The sequence below is a fragment of the Paramagnetospirillum magnetotacticum MS-1 genome (assembly GCF_000829825.1).
GTDB classification, from domain to species: Bacteria; Pseudomonadota; Alphaproteobacteria; order Rhodospirillales; family Magnetospirillaceae; genus Phaeospirillum; species Phaeospirillum magnetotacticum.
In genome coordinates this window covers 520,097-533,538 of sequence record NZ_JXSL01000030.1, presented here as the reverse complement: position 1 = coordinate 533,538, position 13,442 = coordinate 520,097, and the positions used below count along the sequence as shown (strand labels likewise).

Sequence of the window (13,442 nt, the reverse complement as noted above, 5' to 3'; positions counted from 1 at the left end):
GGAGCTGTTTGTTTCCTCGCAAAACCGTGCTACAAGGCAGTCGTTCCCGTAATGTTCGGACGGTCGCCATGGATTTTGCCCTGATCTCCGCCGCTTTGTCCCTGGCCGCTTTGGGGGGCGTGGTGGTCCTGCTGCTGCGCAAAAAGGAGGATCTCTCCGAGCGTCTCGACCGGCTGGAACGGGTGCTGCGCGACGAGGCTCGCCAGGACCGGCGCGAGACCGCCGAGATGATCCGCACGTTCCAGGGCGATTCCGCTTCCGCCGCCGACAAGAACCACACCGAGTTGCGCATTCTGGTGGAGACCAAGCTGGCCGAGTTCCGTTCGGATCAGGCCACCCAGTCCCGCGCGCTTCGTGAAGAGGTGCTGGGCGGCATCAAGCAGTTGGGCGAGGGCATCGGCAAGACGGTGTCGGAACAGACCCGCGTGGTCTCCGAGCACCTTGAAAAACTGAGGGGCGAGAATACCGCCAAGTTGGAACAGATGCGCCAGACCGTGGACGAGAAGCTTCAGGGAACCTTGGAAAAGCGCCTGGGCGAATCCTTCAAGCTGGTCAGCGACCGGCTGGAGCAGGTGCACAAGGGCCTGGGCGAGATGCAAAGTCTGGCCAGCGGGGTGGGGGATCTCAAACGCGTTCTTACCAATGTCAAGACGCGCGGCACCTGGGGTGAAGTGCAACTGGGCGCGCTGCTGGAACAGATCTTCCGCGCTGACCAGTACATGCGTGAGGCCAATTGCAAGAAGGGCAGCCTGGAACGGGTCGACTTCGCCATCCGCCTGCCGGGCAAGGGCGACCATGAGCCGGAGGTCCTGCTGCCCATCGATTCCAAATTCCCCAACGAGGATTACGAGCGCCTGCAACTGGCTGTCGAGCGCGCCGACGCCGAAGCCGTGGAGGCCGCCGCCAAGGCGCTGGAACTGCGCGTCAAGAGCTTTGCCCGCGATATCCGCGACAAATACGTCAATCCGCCCACCACCACCGACTTCGCCATTCTGTTCCTGCCTACCGAGGGGCTTTACGCCGAGGTGCTGCGCCGCCCCGGTCTGGTGGATCTGATCCAGCGCGACTACAAGGTGATCGCCGCCGGGCCGACCACGCTGGGCGCCATCCTCAATGCCATCCAGATGGGCTTCAAGACCATGGCCATCGAGAAGCGGTCAAGCGAGGTCTGGGAGATCCTGGGCGCGGTCAAGACCGAGTTCGGCAAGTATGGCGACGTGCTCGACAAGGTGCAGAAGAAGCTGCAGGAGGCGTCGAAGACCATCGATGACGTGGCGGTGCGAAAGCGCGCCATCGACCGGCAATTGCGCAAGGTGGAAGCCATCCCCGATGCGGGCGTCGAGGCCCTGCTGGCGCTCGGTGCTTCGGCCATCGAGGATTCGGGCGAGGACGAGGCTTAAACTACTGCCCGCCGCCCTGCTGCTTCATGCGGAAGGGATGGCGGGGATAGACGCCCAGGATGCGGACCTCGTGGCTGAAGAAGTCCAGTTCCTCCAGGGCCAGGCGCAGATTGCGTTGGGTGGGATGGCCTTCCACATCGGCGTAGAACTGGGTGGCGGCGAACTCGCCGCCCACCATGTAGCTTTCCAGCCGGGTCATATTGATGCCGTTGGTGGCGAAGCCGCCCAGCGCCTTGTACAGCGCGGCGGCCACGTTGCGCACCCGAAAGACGAAGGTGGTGACGCAGGGCTGGTTGGGGTTGGGCTCCAGGGCCTCGCGGGCCAGGACCACGAAACGGGTGGTGTTGTGCTCGGCGTCCTCGATGCCCGCCTTCAGCGATACCAGGCCATAGGCCTCGGCGGCCAGTTCCGAGGCGATGGCCGCCATGGTGGGGTCCTGGCGTTCGGCCAGTTCGGCCGCCGCCCCGGCGGTATCGGTGCCGACGATGACTTTCAGGCCCAGCTCGCGGATCAGGTTGCGGCACTGGCCCAGGGCATGGACATGGCTTTTCACCGATTTGATGGTCGCCAGAGTGGCGCCCGGCACGGCCAGCAGGTGGTGGCTGATGCGTTCGAAATGCTCGGCGATGATGTGCAGACCGGCATAGGGCATCAGGTGATGCACGTCGGCGACCCGGCCCGCCACCGAATTGTCGATGGGGATCATGGCATAGCGGGCGCGGCCCTCGCGCACGGCGGCGAAGGTGTCCTCGAAAGTGGCGCAGGGCAGCGGCTGCATGCCGGGATAGGCATTGCGGCAGGCCAGATGGGAATAGGCGCCGGGTTCGCCCTGGAAGGCGATGGAGCTATCGGGTGTGGGCTGGTCGGTCATGGGGGCTCAGGCTTTCAGCAGGGCGCGCGCCCTTTCAAGGTCGGCGGGAGTATCGACACCCAGCGGAACCGTGTCAACCAAGGCGCAATCGATGCGCATGCCGTTCTCCAGCGCGCGCAGCTGTTCGAGCTTCTCGCGCCGCTCCAGCACCCCTTGCGGCAAGGAAACAAAACGCCGAAGCGAGTCCCGCCGATAGGCGTAAAGGCCGATATGGTGGTAGTGGGGGCCGTCATTGGCGGGCACGGTGGCGCGGCTGAAATAGAGCGCGCGCGCCACGCGTTGGCCGGACTCGAAGCCGACCACCGCCTTGACCACGTTGGGATTGGTGCGCTCCTCCTCCACGGTGATCTCGGTCACCAAGGTGGAGACATCGACGCCCGGCTCGGCCAAGGGGGCGAAGACGGCGCGGATGATCTGGGGCTCCAGGGTGGGCAGGTCGCCCTGGACATTGACGATGGCGTCGAAGGCGCCGTCGGGATCCACATTCATCACCGCCTCCCACACCCGGTCCGAGCCCGAAGGGTGGTTGGGATCGGTCATCACCGCCTTGCCGCCATGGGCGTGGACGGCGTCGAAAACCTCGGTCTCGGAACAGGCGACCACCACGGGACCCAGCCCGGTCTGCACGGCCCGGCGCCAGACATGGATGATCATCGGCTCGCCATGGATGTCGGCCAGGGGCTTGCCCGGCAGCCTGGTGGCATGCATGCGGGCGGGGATGACGATGATGGGATTGAGATCGGCCATGGGACAAGATCCGAGCTGCGAGACGGAGGCGAGCGTCATAGAGACACCGCCCTTGCCGCCCGTCAATGCCCGCCAGCATGACGGGTGGGCCAGGGCCAGCCGGCCGGATGAGCGAAGACGGCAACCCAGCCCTACCACCCGGCCTGCTTGACGCTGACGCGGGGGCTTTCTACAGTGGACGTCCCCCGTGCGAGGACCGTCGCGCGGGGTGACGGACCTGGGGACGTGTCTGCCCCGTCCGCCGTTGGAATTCGACAAGGAACCTGCCTATGAAGATTGTGACCGATTCCTCGTTCGAGGCCGAGGTGCTGAAGGCTCCCGGCCCGGTTCTGGTGGATTTTTGGGCCGAATGGTGCGGCCCCTGCCGCCAGATCGCCCCGGCGCTTGAGGAACTCTCCAAGGACAGGGCCGACAAGATCACCATCGCCAAGATCAATATCGATGAGAATCCCGGCACCCCCGGCAAGTACGGCGTGCGTGGCATTCCCACCCTGATGATCTTCAAGAACGGCCAGGTCGCCGCCACCAAGATCGGCGCGCTGCCCAAGAGCAAGCTCTACGAATGGGTGGATTCCAGCCTTTAAGGGGCGGGACCGTCCTTCGCCGGATATTCGAGCCCCGCATCGGCGGGGCTCGAAGTGCTTCTTGAGAGACATCATGGCAAGCTTCGACGAACAAAGCCGCCAGCGGCTGTTCGACTATCTCCAGCAATCCTTCGACGACGATAACGCCGCCGATCTGGAGACCTTTGCCCAGAACTTCCTGCACAATGGCGCACTGTGGGATCGGCTGGCCGATCTGTTCCCCAACGCCTCGGCGACCGCGCTCAGGACCGTCATGACCGAGGCCTTCGCCGAATGGCGCAAGCTGCGCGACCGGGTGCACTGAGTTCCACCTCTTCAAATCGGTATCGCAATACCGGATTGACGGCGAAGGCCCCACCCGATAGGGTTGGTGCAGACCTTCCCTGACGAGAGGCGATAATGGGCTATACTCTGGCAGAATTCCTTGCGCACGCCATTGCTTTGGAGACCGAGGCCGCTGAGCGGTATGTTGAGCTGGCCGACATGATGGAAGCCCACAACAATCTCGATACCGCCACGGTTTTCCGGGACATGGCGCGCTTTTCCACCCTTCACGGCGACGAGATCAAGCAGCGTTCCCGCGCGCTGGAACTGCCCAAGCTGATGAGCTGGCAGTATCGCTGGAAGACCCCGCCGGAGGTGGGCGACGAGAACGACATCCACTATCTGATGACGCCCTACCATGCGCTGCGCTATGCCCGCGACAACGAGATCCGCGGCATGGAGTACTACAAGGAGGCCGCCGCCAATTCCGCCGATCCCGAGGTCAAGCGCCTGGGCGCCGATTTCGCGGCGGAAGAGGCCGAGCATGTGGTGGCCCTGGACAAGTGGATCGAGAAGACGCCACGTCCCTCCATCACCTGGAGCGAAGACGCCGACCCGGCCCAGTGTGTGGACTGAGGTCCGGGCTTGAGAGACTGGGAAAAGGGGGCCTTTCGGCCCCCTTTTTTTTTGGTTCTTCACTGTTTCGCGGGATGGCCTGGCAAAGAGCTTCGTCACCCCGGACAAGCGAAGCGCGATCCGGGGGCCATGGTGCCGCTGGAACCGTGGATGCCGGGTCAAACCCACTGCTGTCCGTTTTAATTTGAGACGGCTGGCGTGGAGTTACGAGACACGGATAACACGGATGCGGTGCTTCGCACCTTTCACGGATAAACACGGAAATGTGCTCTTTTCCGTATCCCCACCCGAGCTTGCCCCAGGATGACGACACGGAATTTTTCTTATCCGTGATCATCCGTGGCCGCGAAGCGGCATCCGTGTCTATCCGTGTCCATGAACGGTTGGAGCCCGCATCGGCTCTGCCATTCGGGCTCCTCGTTGAAATTTAAGCCCGACAGCAGTGGGTCAAACCCGGCATGACGAGTCTGAGGGTATCCATCCTCGGAATTCAGTGAAGAACCTTTTTATGGCTGCCGCAGGGCCTTGTCCTGGCTGCGCTTGACCACGGCGACGCCCAGCACGCCGAGCGCGATGCCCCAGATGGGCGAGGTGTTGACCAGGGCGGCGATGATGGAGGGTGCCTGGGCCGGCTCGGTGATGATGGCCCAGGAGACGGCCCCCATGGTGGCGGTCCAGGTGAGCGCCACCGCATAGCCGAATGTGGGCCGCCAGCGGCGGACATAATTGTCCTCGGAGGCGGCCTCGGCCCGCATGGTGGCGTTGATCTCGGCCAGTTGCCGGGTTTCTTCCCGCGACAATTCGATCTCGTGGGCCATCCAGGCCTGCTGAAGCTGCAGGGCCAGGGCGGGGTCGGCCTTGACGGCGGCCAGGGCATCCTCGCCGCCGGACTTGCCGGTGACGGTGCGGGCCACGCCGACCACCTGATCGGCGACCTTGGCGGCCTTTTCCGCGTCCTCGCCACCGATCCAGCGGATCAGGCCGGGTACGAACTGGGCCAGACCCAGGGCGATGGTGATGGGGTCCATGATGAAGGTCTCCTTTTAACGGGAGCAGGCCTGGCAGCCGTCCAGCTTGCCCTCGATACGGACAAGATGCTCGGTCAGGCGTTGCTCCACGTCCTTTCGACGGCGGAGTGATCGACGTTCATCACCGGCACCTTGCCGTGGCGGGCCTTGGTGCTGGCGGTGCCCTTGCCGACCTTCTGGAAGACGGCGATGGCGCCCTTGACGTTGTTGCGGCTGCGCACCGTGTTGCGGAGCTTGGTGCCCATGCGCTGATAGGCGGCATGAACCTCGTGGCCGTACTGCTTGGAGTAGGCGTTGATAACAGAAGTGGACATGTTTTGTTCCTTTGGTGGGTTGCGGTAACACGGGCCTCTTCCTCTGGTTCTGCCCGGCCGTGCGCGCCAGCAGCCGGGCGCCATGGGGATGACGCCGGATATCCCTCGGGCCGGACCGCGAAGGGCCCGGTTGTCCAAGGGAGGCAAAGGTAAGGATTAGGACCGACACCCTTGCGCTGGACGCAATTCGGGTGTTGATGGGAATTTATATATCGGCAGATAGGAACGAAGTCAACATCTTTTTTCATGCCGCCGAGAAACGTCACGAGCCGTGACTGGACCTGTCCTTCGATCTGCGGGAAAATGCATATACAGGTAATAGAGGCTGGAGGGCTTCATGCTGATCTGGCGCGATGCCATGGCCATTGGCCAAGCCGATATCGATCACGCCCGCAAGCATGTGATCGGGCGGATCAACGATTTCGAACGGGCCCTGGGCGCCCATGGGGCCCATACGGCCATGGGGCTGTTCCTCACCGGTCTTTACGAGGAAACCAGCACCGCCTTTGGCCGGGAAGAGAAAATCCAGCGCGAATGTTCCTTCCCCTTTACCGAACCCCATCACAGAGAACATGCCGCCATCTTGGAAAAGCTCGAGCTTCTCAAGGAGCGGTATGACGAGACCGATGCGAGAGGTGACTTCACCCCCTTGCTGCGCGACCTGGCGGGGTTGGCCAAGGAGTGGATCACGGTCCATATCGTCCAGAGTGATCTCAAGCTCCGTCCCTATTGGCTGAACCACAATGGGATCTATCTGAGGGGGCAGCATTAGGCTCCAAGAGTAAGGGCTCTGGAAAAGCAAAAGGCCCGGTCATCGCTGACCGGGCCTTCGCTATTTTGGTGGAGCTAGACGGAATCGAACCGACGACCTCTTGAATGCCATTCAAGCGCTCTCCCAACTGAGCTATAGCCCCGAAACTTGTTACCTGCGGGCTTGGGGCCCCGCCGGTGGAGGCGGAACATATGGTTTCCCGGATGGCCTTGCAAGCGAAAAATTCGCACTTGGCCAAAGACGGGAAATCAGACCTCGTCCCCGATCTCCTCGTCCATATGTTCCATGACCTCGGCCATGTCGTCGTCGTCTTCGCCCAGATCGGAGGCATCCTCGATCAGGCCGCTTTCATCGTCGTCGGCGCTTTCGCTTTCGCCATCGATGACGGCATCCTCGTCGTCGACCACCGCCAGATCATCGGCATCGATGGCGGCCGCGGCGGGAATCGCCGCCGCCACGGGAGCCGCCTTCTCGGCCGCGGCCGCACTGCCGCGACGCACCTTGAAGGGCATGTCGGGTTCGACCGTCGCCCCGCACTTCGGGCAGACGATGGGAGTGCGCGTCAGGTCATAGAAACGGCATCCGCAGCTTTGGCAGGTGCGCTTCTGTCCCCATTCCGGCTTTGCCACCTTCGTCCTCCTTCAAAGTGTCACGCGAACCTCTGTAAAGGGGCCATTTGCCATGTTCCCCACCCTGTGTCAAAACGAAAAAGCGTGGGCGGTGCAGCATGGAACGCAGGTCTATGACGCGAAGGGCGCCTGTGATAGAGCTTCGGCGGGCAGCTTTCTGCCTTGCCGCTGGTTATCAGGAGTGATCATGGCCAAGCCGCTTTCTTCCCGTAAGGCCGCACCGTTGGCCGGTTCGGCGCGAGTTCCGGGCGACAAATCCATCTCGCACCGCGCCTTGATGCTGGGCGCGCTGGCGGTGGGCGAAAGCGTGGTGACCGGCCTTTTGGAAGGCGACGATGTTTTACGCACGGCTGCCTGCATGCGAGCCTTGGGGGCCGAGGTGGAGCGTCAGGCCGACGGGTCGTGGCGGCTGTTCGGCAGGGGCGTCGGTGGGCTGATGGAGCCAGCCGACATTCTCGACATGGGCAATTCCGGGACGGGAGCGCGCCTGCTGATGGGGCTGGTGGCGACCCATCCCTTCACATGTTTCTTTACCGGCGATGGCTCGCTGCGGTCACGGCCCATGCGCCGGGTGATCGAGCCCCTGTCGCGCATGGGAGCGCGCTTCGTCAGCCGCGACGGCGGGCGCCTGCCCCTGGCGGTGACCGGCACCTCCCAGCCCACCCCCATCACTTACGAGCTTCCCGTGGCCTCGGCCCAGGTGAAGTCGGCCATCATGCTGGCTGGCCTCAATACCGCTGGCGAGACCACGGTGATCGAGCGCGAGGCCACCCGTGACCACACCGAACTGATGCTCAGGAATTTCGGCGCTACCGTGCGGGTCGAGGATGCCGAAGGCGGCGGCCGGGCCGTCACCGTGGTGGGCTTTCCCGAACTGACCGGCCGCCCGGTGGTGGTGCCCGCCGACCCGTCCTCGGCCGCCTTCCCGGTGGTGGCCGCCCTGCTGGTGGAGGGCTCGGAAATCCGCCTGCCCGGCGTGGGCACCAATCCCTTGCGCACCGGCCTGTACCAGACCCTGCTGGAAATGGGCGCCGATATCCGCTTCGACAATCCCCGCGATCAGGCGGGCGAGCCGGTGGCCGATCTGGTGGTGCGTGCTTCAAGGCTGAAAGGCGTCGACGTCCCTGCCGAGCGGGCGCCCTCCATGATCGACGAATACCCCATCCTGGCCGTGGCCGCCGCCTTCGCCGAGGGCACCACCCGCATGCGGGGGCTGGCCGAGCTTCGGGTCAAGGAAAGCGACCGCCTGGCCGCCATGGCGCGCGGACTGGCCGCCTGCGGCGTGGCGGTGGAGGAGGAGAAGGATTCCCTCATCGTTCACGGCACGGGACGCATTCCCGACGGCGACGCCACGGTGACCACCCATTTCGACCATCGCATCGCCATGTCCTTCCTGGTCATGGGCATGGCCTCGGCCCGGCCCGTGGCGGTGGACGACGCCGAAGCCATCGAGACCAGCTTCCCCATCTTCGTCGAACTGATGAATGGGTTGGGGGCGAAGATCGAGGCGATGGGGTGAATTCACCACGAAGGCGCGAAGGCACGAAGAATCACGAAGAGAATTCAATGCTCCTTCCCTTTTCCTTCGTGCCTTCGAGCCTTCGTGGTTAAACCAGCGTCTCAACGACGGAAGATCCCAAAACAATGACCATCATCGCCATCGACGGGCCGGCCGCCGCCGGCAAGGGGACCCTGGCGCGGCGCCTTGCCGCCGAGCTTGGCTTCGACTATCTCGATACCGGCCTGATCTACCGCGCCGTGGGCATGAAGCTGGCCCGCGCCGGGCTGGATCCCGCCGATGTGGCCTTGGCCGAGCGGGCGGCCCAGGATCTGTCGCCCACCGATCTGGCCGCCACGGATCTGCGCATCGACGAGGCGGCCCAGGCGGCCTCGAAAGTGGCCTCCATTCCCGGCGTGCGCGCCGCTTTGCTGGACTTCCAGCGCCGCTTTGCAAGCACCCCTCCGGGCGGCAAGGGAGCCGTCCTCGATGGCCGCGATATCGGGACAGTGGTCTGTCCCGAGGCGGGCGTGAAGCTGTTCGTCACGGCCAGTGTGGAAAAAAGGGCGGAGCGACGGCTGAAAGAGTTGCAGGAAAAGGGCTTGGGGGCTATATACGGCACCGTCCTGGCCGATATGCGGGAACGTGACGAGCGCGATACCAACCGCGCGGTCGCCCCGCTGGTTCCGGCCCAGGATGCCGCCGTACTGGATACTTCCGACCTCGATGCCGATCAGGCCTTTGCCGCCGCCCTCGAGATCATCCGCTCCAAACGGTAGCTTTTAGAACATGTTGACGCCGCCCGGGCAGGCCTGGGCGGTGGTTTTGTTTTTTTGAGAAACGTCCTTTTTCACGCAAAGACCGTCGGATTCAACCGGCTGGCCGGAAAGACACGATACGAAAGGAACTATCCCTACAATGACCAATACCGCTACTGCGCAGGCCGTCGACGATTTCGCCGCCCTGCTGGACGAGACCCTCGGTGTGGGCGGCTCGTTCGAAGGCTCCGTGATCACCGGTACCATCGTCGAGATCGACGGTGACGTCGCCGTGATCGACGTGGGCCTCAAGTCCGAGGGCCGCGTCCCTCTGAAGGAATTTGCGACCGCAGGCCGCGCCACCGACATCAAGGCTGGCGATCAGGTCGACGTGTTCGTCGAGCGCTATGAAGACCGCAACGGCGAGGTTGTCCTTAGCCGCGAGAAGGCCAAGCGCGAGGAAGCCTGGACCCTGCTGGAGAAGTCGTTCGAGGCGCAGCAGCGCGTCACCGGCGTGATCTTCGGCCGCGTCAAGGGCGGTTTCACCGTCGATCTGTCGGGCGCCGTGGCGTTCCTGCCGGGCAGCCAGGTCGATATCCGCCCCGTGCGCGACATCACCCCGCTGCTGGGCACCCCCCAGCCCTTCCAGATCCTCAAGATGGACCGTTCGCGCGGCAATATCGTGGTGTCTCGCCGCGCCGTGCTGGAAGAGACCCGCGCCGAGCAGCGCTCCGAGCTGATCGAGAACCTCAAGGAAGGCCAGATCCTCGAGGGCGTGGTCAAGAACATCACCGATTACGGTGCGTTTGTGGACCTGGGCGGCGTCGACGGCCTGCTGCACGTCACCGACATCGCCTGGAAGCGCATCAACCACCCGTCCGAGGCGCTGCATATCGGCCAGACCGTCAAGGTCCAGGTCATCCGCTTCAACTCCGAGACCCAGCGCATCTCGCTCGGCATCAAGCAGCTTGACGCCGATCCGTGGGAGGGTGTCGAGGCCAAGTATCCGGTGGACGCCAAGTTCTCCGGCCGCGTCACCAACATCACCGACTACGGCGCGTTCGTCGAGCTCGAGCCTGGTGTCGAAGGTCTGGTGCACGTCTCCGAGATGTCTTGGACCAAGAAGAACGTCCATCCCGGCAAGATCGTCTCCACCTCTCAGGAGGTTGAGGTCATGGTGCTGGACGTGGATCCCCAGAAGCGCCGCATCTCGCTGGGTCTCAAGCAGACCATGAACAATCCGTGGGAAGGCTTCCTGGATCGCTTCCCCCAGGGCACCCTGGTCGAAGGCGAGATCAAGAACATCACCGAGTTCGGCCTGTTCATCGGCCTGCCCGGCGATATCGACGGCATGGTCCATCTGTCGGATCTGGATTGGGCGACTCCCGGCGAGCAGGCCATCCAGAACTTCAAGAAGGGCGACGTCGTCAAGGCCAAGGTCCTGGACGTCGATGTCGAGAAGGAGCGTATCAGCCTCGGCATCAAGCAGCTGGGCGCCGACCCCTATCAGGACGCCGTGGCGTCCATCAAGAAGGGCGACGTGGTCACCTGCACCGTGACCCAGGTCACCGAGAACGGCCTGGAAGTCACCGTCGAGGGCATGACCGGCTTCATCCGCAAGTCCGAGCTGTCGCGTGAGCGGTCCGAGCAGCGCCCCGAGCGCTTCGCGGTCGGCGAGAAGCTCGACGCCAAGATCACCGCCTTCGAGAAGGCGGCGCGCAAGATCACCCTGTCGGTGAAGGCGCGCGAGGTCGAGGAAGAGAAGCAGGCCATGGCCGAGTACGGTTCGTCCGACTCGGGCGCCTCGCTGGGCGACATCCTGGGTGCCGCCATGCGCAAGGCCCAGGAGAAGGAGTAATCCTCCTCATCCAGGCTTAGCCGTTAAAGGGAAGGCCCGGTACCGCAAGGTGCCGGGCCTTTTCCTTTTGCGCGACGGACGCGAGCCATTGCCCATAGGCGCCAAGATAAGGCGGCGTCATCCCGGACAAGCGAAAGCGCGATCCGGGATCCAGGGGGGCACCTCCAGCCTTTCCGCGACTCCTGGATCCCGGCTCGAGGCCGGGATGACGAGAGAAAACTGAGGCGATAAGCCCCTACGGGTGGGGAGGCCCAAGCAGCGCGGTCCTACCGTCCGTAAACCTCGCGGACGCGGTTACGGAAATTCTGCACCACCTTGTGCTCCATGGCGGGCAAGGTCATGGCGGCCATGGACTGCAGCATGGGCGAGCGCAGCTCCATCTTGTACTCGGCCTCCACCCGGCAGCCATCGCCTTGGGCCGAGAAGGCCCAGATCAGGCGAAAGCGGCGGAATGGGCCGTCCTGGGAGGTTATGGTCAGCCTCTCGGGTGGTTCCTGGTGGGCCTGGGAGATGAAGCGGGCCTGCATGGGGCCCAGGCCGAACAGATTGTCCACCTCGAGATGGTCGCCGTCACGGCTGCGCACGCGGGCTTTTTGGCACCAGGGCAGAAAGCGGGGATAGGATTCGATGTCGGCCGCCAGGGCATAAAGCTCGGCGGGGGTATGGCCGGGAACGTCCAGCCCCCAGCCGCCGGTCAGGGCATGCATGACAGGCTCAGCGGGTCAGGTTGCGGATGTTGCGCACGAAGATGTTGAGCAGGCCGCGGATGAACGGATCGGCCTTGGCCAGCTTCTCGCGGAAGGTATCGCGCGAGATGATGATGCAAGACACGTCCGTCAATGCCTTGGCCGTGGCCATGCGCGGCTGATCATCCACCAGGGCCATCTCGCCGAACAACTCGCCCTTGCCGATGGTGGCAAGGGTCATGCCATGCTTGATGATCTCCACCTGTCCGTCCTGGATCAGATAGGCGCGGTCGCCGCTGTCGCCTTCGTTGAAGATCTTCGCACCAGCATAAAAGACTTTGCGTTCCAGAATCCTGTCGTTACGCATGCCTGCCACCCCAGCTTTTCGCTATGACTTTATTCGTCTTCGGGCCGCGAGTCACTCTCGAACGCGCATGTCGGGTGATCACCTCGCCATTACCTCGCCTTCGCCATCGACAGAAGGGCGGGGCCGGGCATAAACTTGCCGCGATGATTTCGAGGGCTCGCCATGAATAACGACGATCGCGCCAGGGGGCTGGCCCGCCTTAGGGCGCTGATGGCCATGACCACCGCCAACGGCTGCACCGAGGAGGAGGAGTTGTCGGCGGCGCGCATGGTCGCCAAGGCCGTCGAGCAACTGGATGGAAATCCGGCGGCTCAGCCCGCCACCGACCCGTCCTGGGCGGCGCGCGAGCGCGACAATCCGCAATATCAGTTGCTGCTGGAAAAGAACACCCTCGAAGGCATGCTGAAGACCACGTTGCAGGAACTGGCCCTGGCCCATATCAACACCATCTCTCCGGCCAAGCGCAATCTGCGCGGTCAGCCGGTGGAATGGGTGCGGACCACCGAATTGATGCTGCCCTATTTCAACATGATGCTGGGCAGTTCGGGTGCGTCGCGTCTGGCGCGCGGCATCGTCGATGGCATGGTGGAGGAACTGATCCTCGACGGATTGCTGCCCGACGCCCTGGCCATGCCGCGGGATTAGACCATCGATCCCTAAATGTGAGACACGCTGTCATCCTGAGCACCGCGAAGGATCTTTCAGGCAGACGCGGTAGACGTTCTGTCGTGAAAGCCCCTTCGGCTTTGCCCACTGCTGTCGGGCTTAAATTTCAACGAGGAGCCCGAATGGCAGAGCCAATGCGGGCTCCAACTGTTCATGGACACGGATAGACACGGATGCCGCTTCGCGGCCACGGATGATCACGGATATTAAAAATTCCGTGTCGTCATCCTGGGGCAAGTTCGGGTGGGGAGCCGGAAAAGAGCACATTTCCGTGTTTATCCGTGAAAGGTGCGAAGCACCGCATCCGCGTTATCCGCGTCTCGTGACTCCACGCCAGCCGTCTCAAATTAAACCGGACACCAGT

The 13,442-nt window shown here is 63.5% G+C and carries 15 protein-coding genes, 1 tRNA gene and 1 pseudogene; 9 read left to right on the top strand and 8 right to left on the bottom strand.

Features of this window, described 5'->3' with window-relative positions; genetic code table 11:
• The first annotated feature begins 68 nt into the window (after positions 1–68).
• Complete coding sequence (locus CCC_RS15065) at positions 69–1,400, top strand: DNA recombination protein RmuC (RefSeq protein ID WP_009870122.1); 1,332 nt, start codon at positions 69–71, stop codon at positions 1,398–1,400.
• A 1-nt stretch (position 1,401) separates the two neighbouring features.
• Here CCC_RS15065 and CCC_RS15060 read toward each other — a convergent pair whose 3' ends face one another.
• Both CCC_RS15060 and CCC_RS15055 read right to left on the bottom strand, forming a co-directional pair.
• On the bottom strand, positions 1,402–2,271 hold the full coding sequence (locus tag CCC_RS15060) for a prephenate dehydratase (protein WP_009870123.1): 870 nt from the start codon (positions 2,269–2,271) through the stop codon (positions 1,402–1,404).
• Between the two features lie 6 nt (positions 2,272–2,277).
• On the bottom strand, positions 2,278–3,018 hold the full coding sequence (locus tag CCC_RS15055) for a 3-deoxy-manno-octulosonate cytidylyltransferase (RefSeq protein WP_009870124.1): 741 nt from the start codon (positions 3,016–3,018) through the stop codon (positions 2,278–2,280).
• Between the two features lie 269 nt (positions 3,019–3,287).
• Here CCC_RS15055 and trxA point away from each other — a divergent pair, with 269 nt between their 5' ends.
• The 3 genes from trxA to CCC_RS15040 all read left to right on the top strand — a co-directional run bounded on the left by trxA (position 3,288) and on the right by CCC_RS15040 (position 4,502).
• On the top strand, positions 3,288–3,602 hold the full coding sequence (gene trxA, locus CCC_RS15050; protein WP_009870125.1) for a thioredoxin TrxA: 315 nt from the start codon (positions 3,288–3,290) through the stop codon (positions 3,600–3,602).
• A 73-nt stretch (positions 3,603–3,675) separates the two neighbouring features.
• A complete protein-coding gene (locus CCC_RS15045; RefSeq protein WP_009870126.1) occupies positions 3,676–3,906 on the top strand; it encodes a hypothetical protein in 231 nt (76 codons plus the stop codon).
• A 95-nt stretch (positions 3,907–4,001) separates the two neighbouring features.
• Positions 4,002–4,502: a ferritin-like domain-containing protein gene (locus CCC_RS15040; protein WP_009870127.1), complete on the top strand. Its 501-nt coding sequence runs from the start codon at positions 4,002–4,004 to the stop codon at positions 4,500–4,502.
• A gap of 506 nt (positions 4,503–5,008) precedes the next feature.
• Here CCC_RS15040 and CCC_RS15035 read toward each other — a convergent pair.
• Both CCC_RS15035 and CCC_RS15030 read right to left on the bottom strand, forming a co-directional pair.
• Positions 5,009–5,530 (bottom strand): holin family protein, encoded by a 522-nt coding sequence (locus tag CCC_RS15035; protein WP_009870128.1) that lies wholly within the window; start codon positions 5,528–5,530, stop codon positions 5,009–5,011.
• 95 nt (positions 5,531–5,625) lie between these two features.
• A pseudogene (locus CCC_RS15030) lies at positions 5,626–5,844 on the bottom strand (phage capsid protein); the annotation flags it as partial.
• A gap of 337 nt (positions 5,845–6,181) precedes the next feature.
• Between CCC_RS15030 and CCC_RS15025 the strand changes: the two are divergent.
• The gene (locus tag CCC_RS15025) at positions 6,182–6,616 is read left to right on the top strand and encodes a bacteriohemerythrin (protein WP_009870130.1); all 435 of its coding nucleotides are present in this window, start codon (positions 6,182–6,184) and stop codon (positions 6,614–6,616) included.
• A gap of 66 nt (positions 6,617–6,682) precedes the next feature.
• Here CCC_RS15025 and CCC_RS15020 read toward each other — a convergent pair.
• Positions 6,683–6,758: transfer RNA gene (locus CCC_RS15020), tRNA-Ala, on the bottom strand.
• Positions 6,759–6,864: 106 nt separating this feature from the next.
• Positions 6,865–7,245 carry a TIGR02300 family protein gene (locus CCC_RS15015; protein WP_009870131.1) on the bottom strand — a complete coding sequence of 127 codons (381 nt, stop codon included), beginning with the start codon at positions 7,243–7,245 and terminating at the stop codon, positions 6,865–6,867.
• A gap of 187 nt (positions 7,246–7,432) precedes the next feature.
• Here CCC_RS15015 and aroA point away from each other — a divergent pair, with 187 nt between their 5' ends.
• The 3 genes from aroA (at position 7,433) to rpsA (ending at position 11,359) form a co-directional block, all read left to right on the top strand.
• A complete protein-coding gene (gene aroA, locus CCC_RS15010; protein WP_041041977.1) occupies positions 7,433–8,764 on the top strand; it encodes a 3-phosphoshikimate 1-carboxyvinyltransferase in 1,332 nt (443 codons plus the stop codon).
• A 125-nt stretch (positions 8,765–8,889) separates the two neighbouring features.
• Positions 8,890–9,522, top strand: coding sequence for a (d)CMP kinase (gene cmk, locus CCC_RS15005; protein WP_009870133.1), 633 nt, complete (start codon positions 8,890–8,892; stop codon positions 9,520–9,522).
• A 139-nt stretch (positions 9,523–9,661) separates the two neighbouring features.
• Positions 9,662–11,359, top strand: a complete 1,698-nt coding sequence (gene rpsA / locus CCC_RS15000; protein ID WP_009870134.1) for a 30S ribosomal protein S1 — start codon at positions 9,662–9,664, stop codon at positions 11,357–11,359.
• A 266-nt stretch (positions 11,360–11,625) separates the two neighbouring features.
• On the opposite strand, the gene CCC_RS14995 is transcribed toward rpsA, so the two are convergent.
• Complete coding sequence (locus CCC_RS14995; RefSeq protein WP_009870135.1) at positions 11,626–12,066, bottom strand: type II toxin-antitoxin system RatA family toxin; 441 nt, start codon at positions 12,064–12,066, stop codon at positions 11,626–11,628.
• A gap of 7 nt (positions 12,067–12,073) precedes the next feature.
• Positions 12,074–12,412, bottom strand: a complete 339-nt coding sequence (locus CCC_RS14990; protein WP_009870136.1) for a cyclic nucleotide-binding domain-containing protein — start codon at positions 12,410–12,412, stop codon at positions 12,074–12,076.
• Positions 12,413–12,574: 162 nt separating this feature from the next.
• Between CCC_RS14990 and CCC_RS14985 the strand changes: the two genes are divergently transcribed.
• A complete protein-coding gene (locus CCC_RS14985; protein WP_009870137.1) occupies positions 12,575–13,057 on the top strand; it encodes a hypothetical protein in 483 nt (160 codons plus the stop codon).
• The last annotated feature ends 385 nt before the right edge of the window (positions 13,058–13,442 follow it).

Coding starts and splice junctions, on each gene's coding strand:
- CCC_RS14995 (WP_009870135.1), bottom strand. CDS start 12,066: ATGCATGCCCTGACCGGCGGCTGGGGGCTGGACGTTCCCGGCCATACC.
- CCC_RS15040 (WP_009870127.1), top strand. CDS start 4,002: ATGGGCTATACTCTGGCAGAATTCCTTGCGCACGCCATTGCTTTGGAG.
- CCC_RS15025 (WP_009870130.1), top strand. CDS start 6,182: ATGCTGATCTGGCGCGATGCCATGGCCATTGGCCAAGCCGATATCGAT.
- CCC_RS15055 (WP_009870124.1), bottom strand. CDS start 3,018: ATGGCCGATCTCAATCCCATCATCGTCATCCCCGCCCGCATGCATGCC.
- CCC_RS14985 (WP_009870137.1), top strand. CDS start 12,575: ATGAATAACGACGATCGCGCCAGGGGGCTGGCCCGCCTTAGGGCGCTG.
- rpsA (WP_009870134.1), top strand. CDS start 9,662: ATGACCAATACCGCTACTGCGCAGGCCGTCGACGATTTCGCCGCCCTG.
- CCC_RS15045 (WP_009870126.1), top strand. CDS start 3,676: ATGGCAAGCTTCGACGAACAAAGCCGCCAGCGGCTGTTCGACTATCTC.
- cmk (WP_009870133.1), top strand. CDS start 8,890: ATGACCATCATCGCCATCGACGGGCCGGCCGCCGCCGGCAAGGGGACC.
- CCC_RS15065 (WP_009870122.1), top strand. CDS start 69: ATGGATTTTGCCCTGATCTCCGCCGCTTTGTCCCTGGCCGCTTTGGGG.
- CCC_RS14990 (WP_009870136.1), bottom strand. CDS start 12,412: ATGCGTAACGACAGGATTCTGGAACGCAAAGTCTTTTATGCTGGTGCG.
- CCC_RS15035 (WP_009870128.1), bottom strand. CDS start 5,530: ATGGACCCCATCACCATCGCCCTGGGTCTGGCCCAGTTCGTACCCGGC.
- trxA (WP_009870125.1), top strand. CDS start 3,288: ATGAAGATTGTGACCGATTCCTCGTTCGAGGCCGAGGTGCTGAAGGCT.
- CCC_RS15060 (WP_009870123.1), bottom strand. CDS start 2,271: ATGACCGACCAGCCCACACCCGATAGCTCCATCGCCTTCCAGGGCGAA.
- aroA (WP_041041977.1), top strand. CDS start 7,433: ATGGCCAAGCCGCTTTCTTCCCGTAAGGCCGCACCGTTGGCCGGTTCG.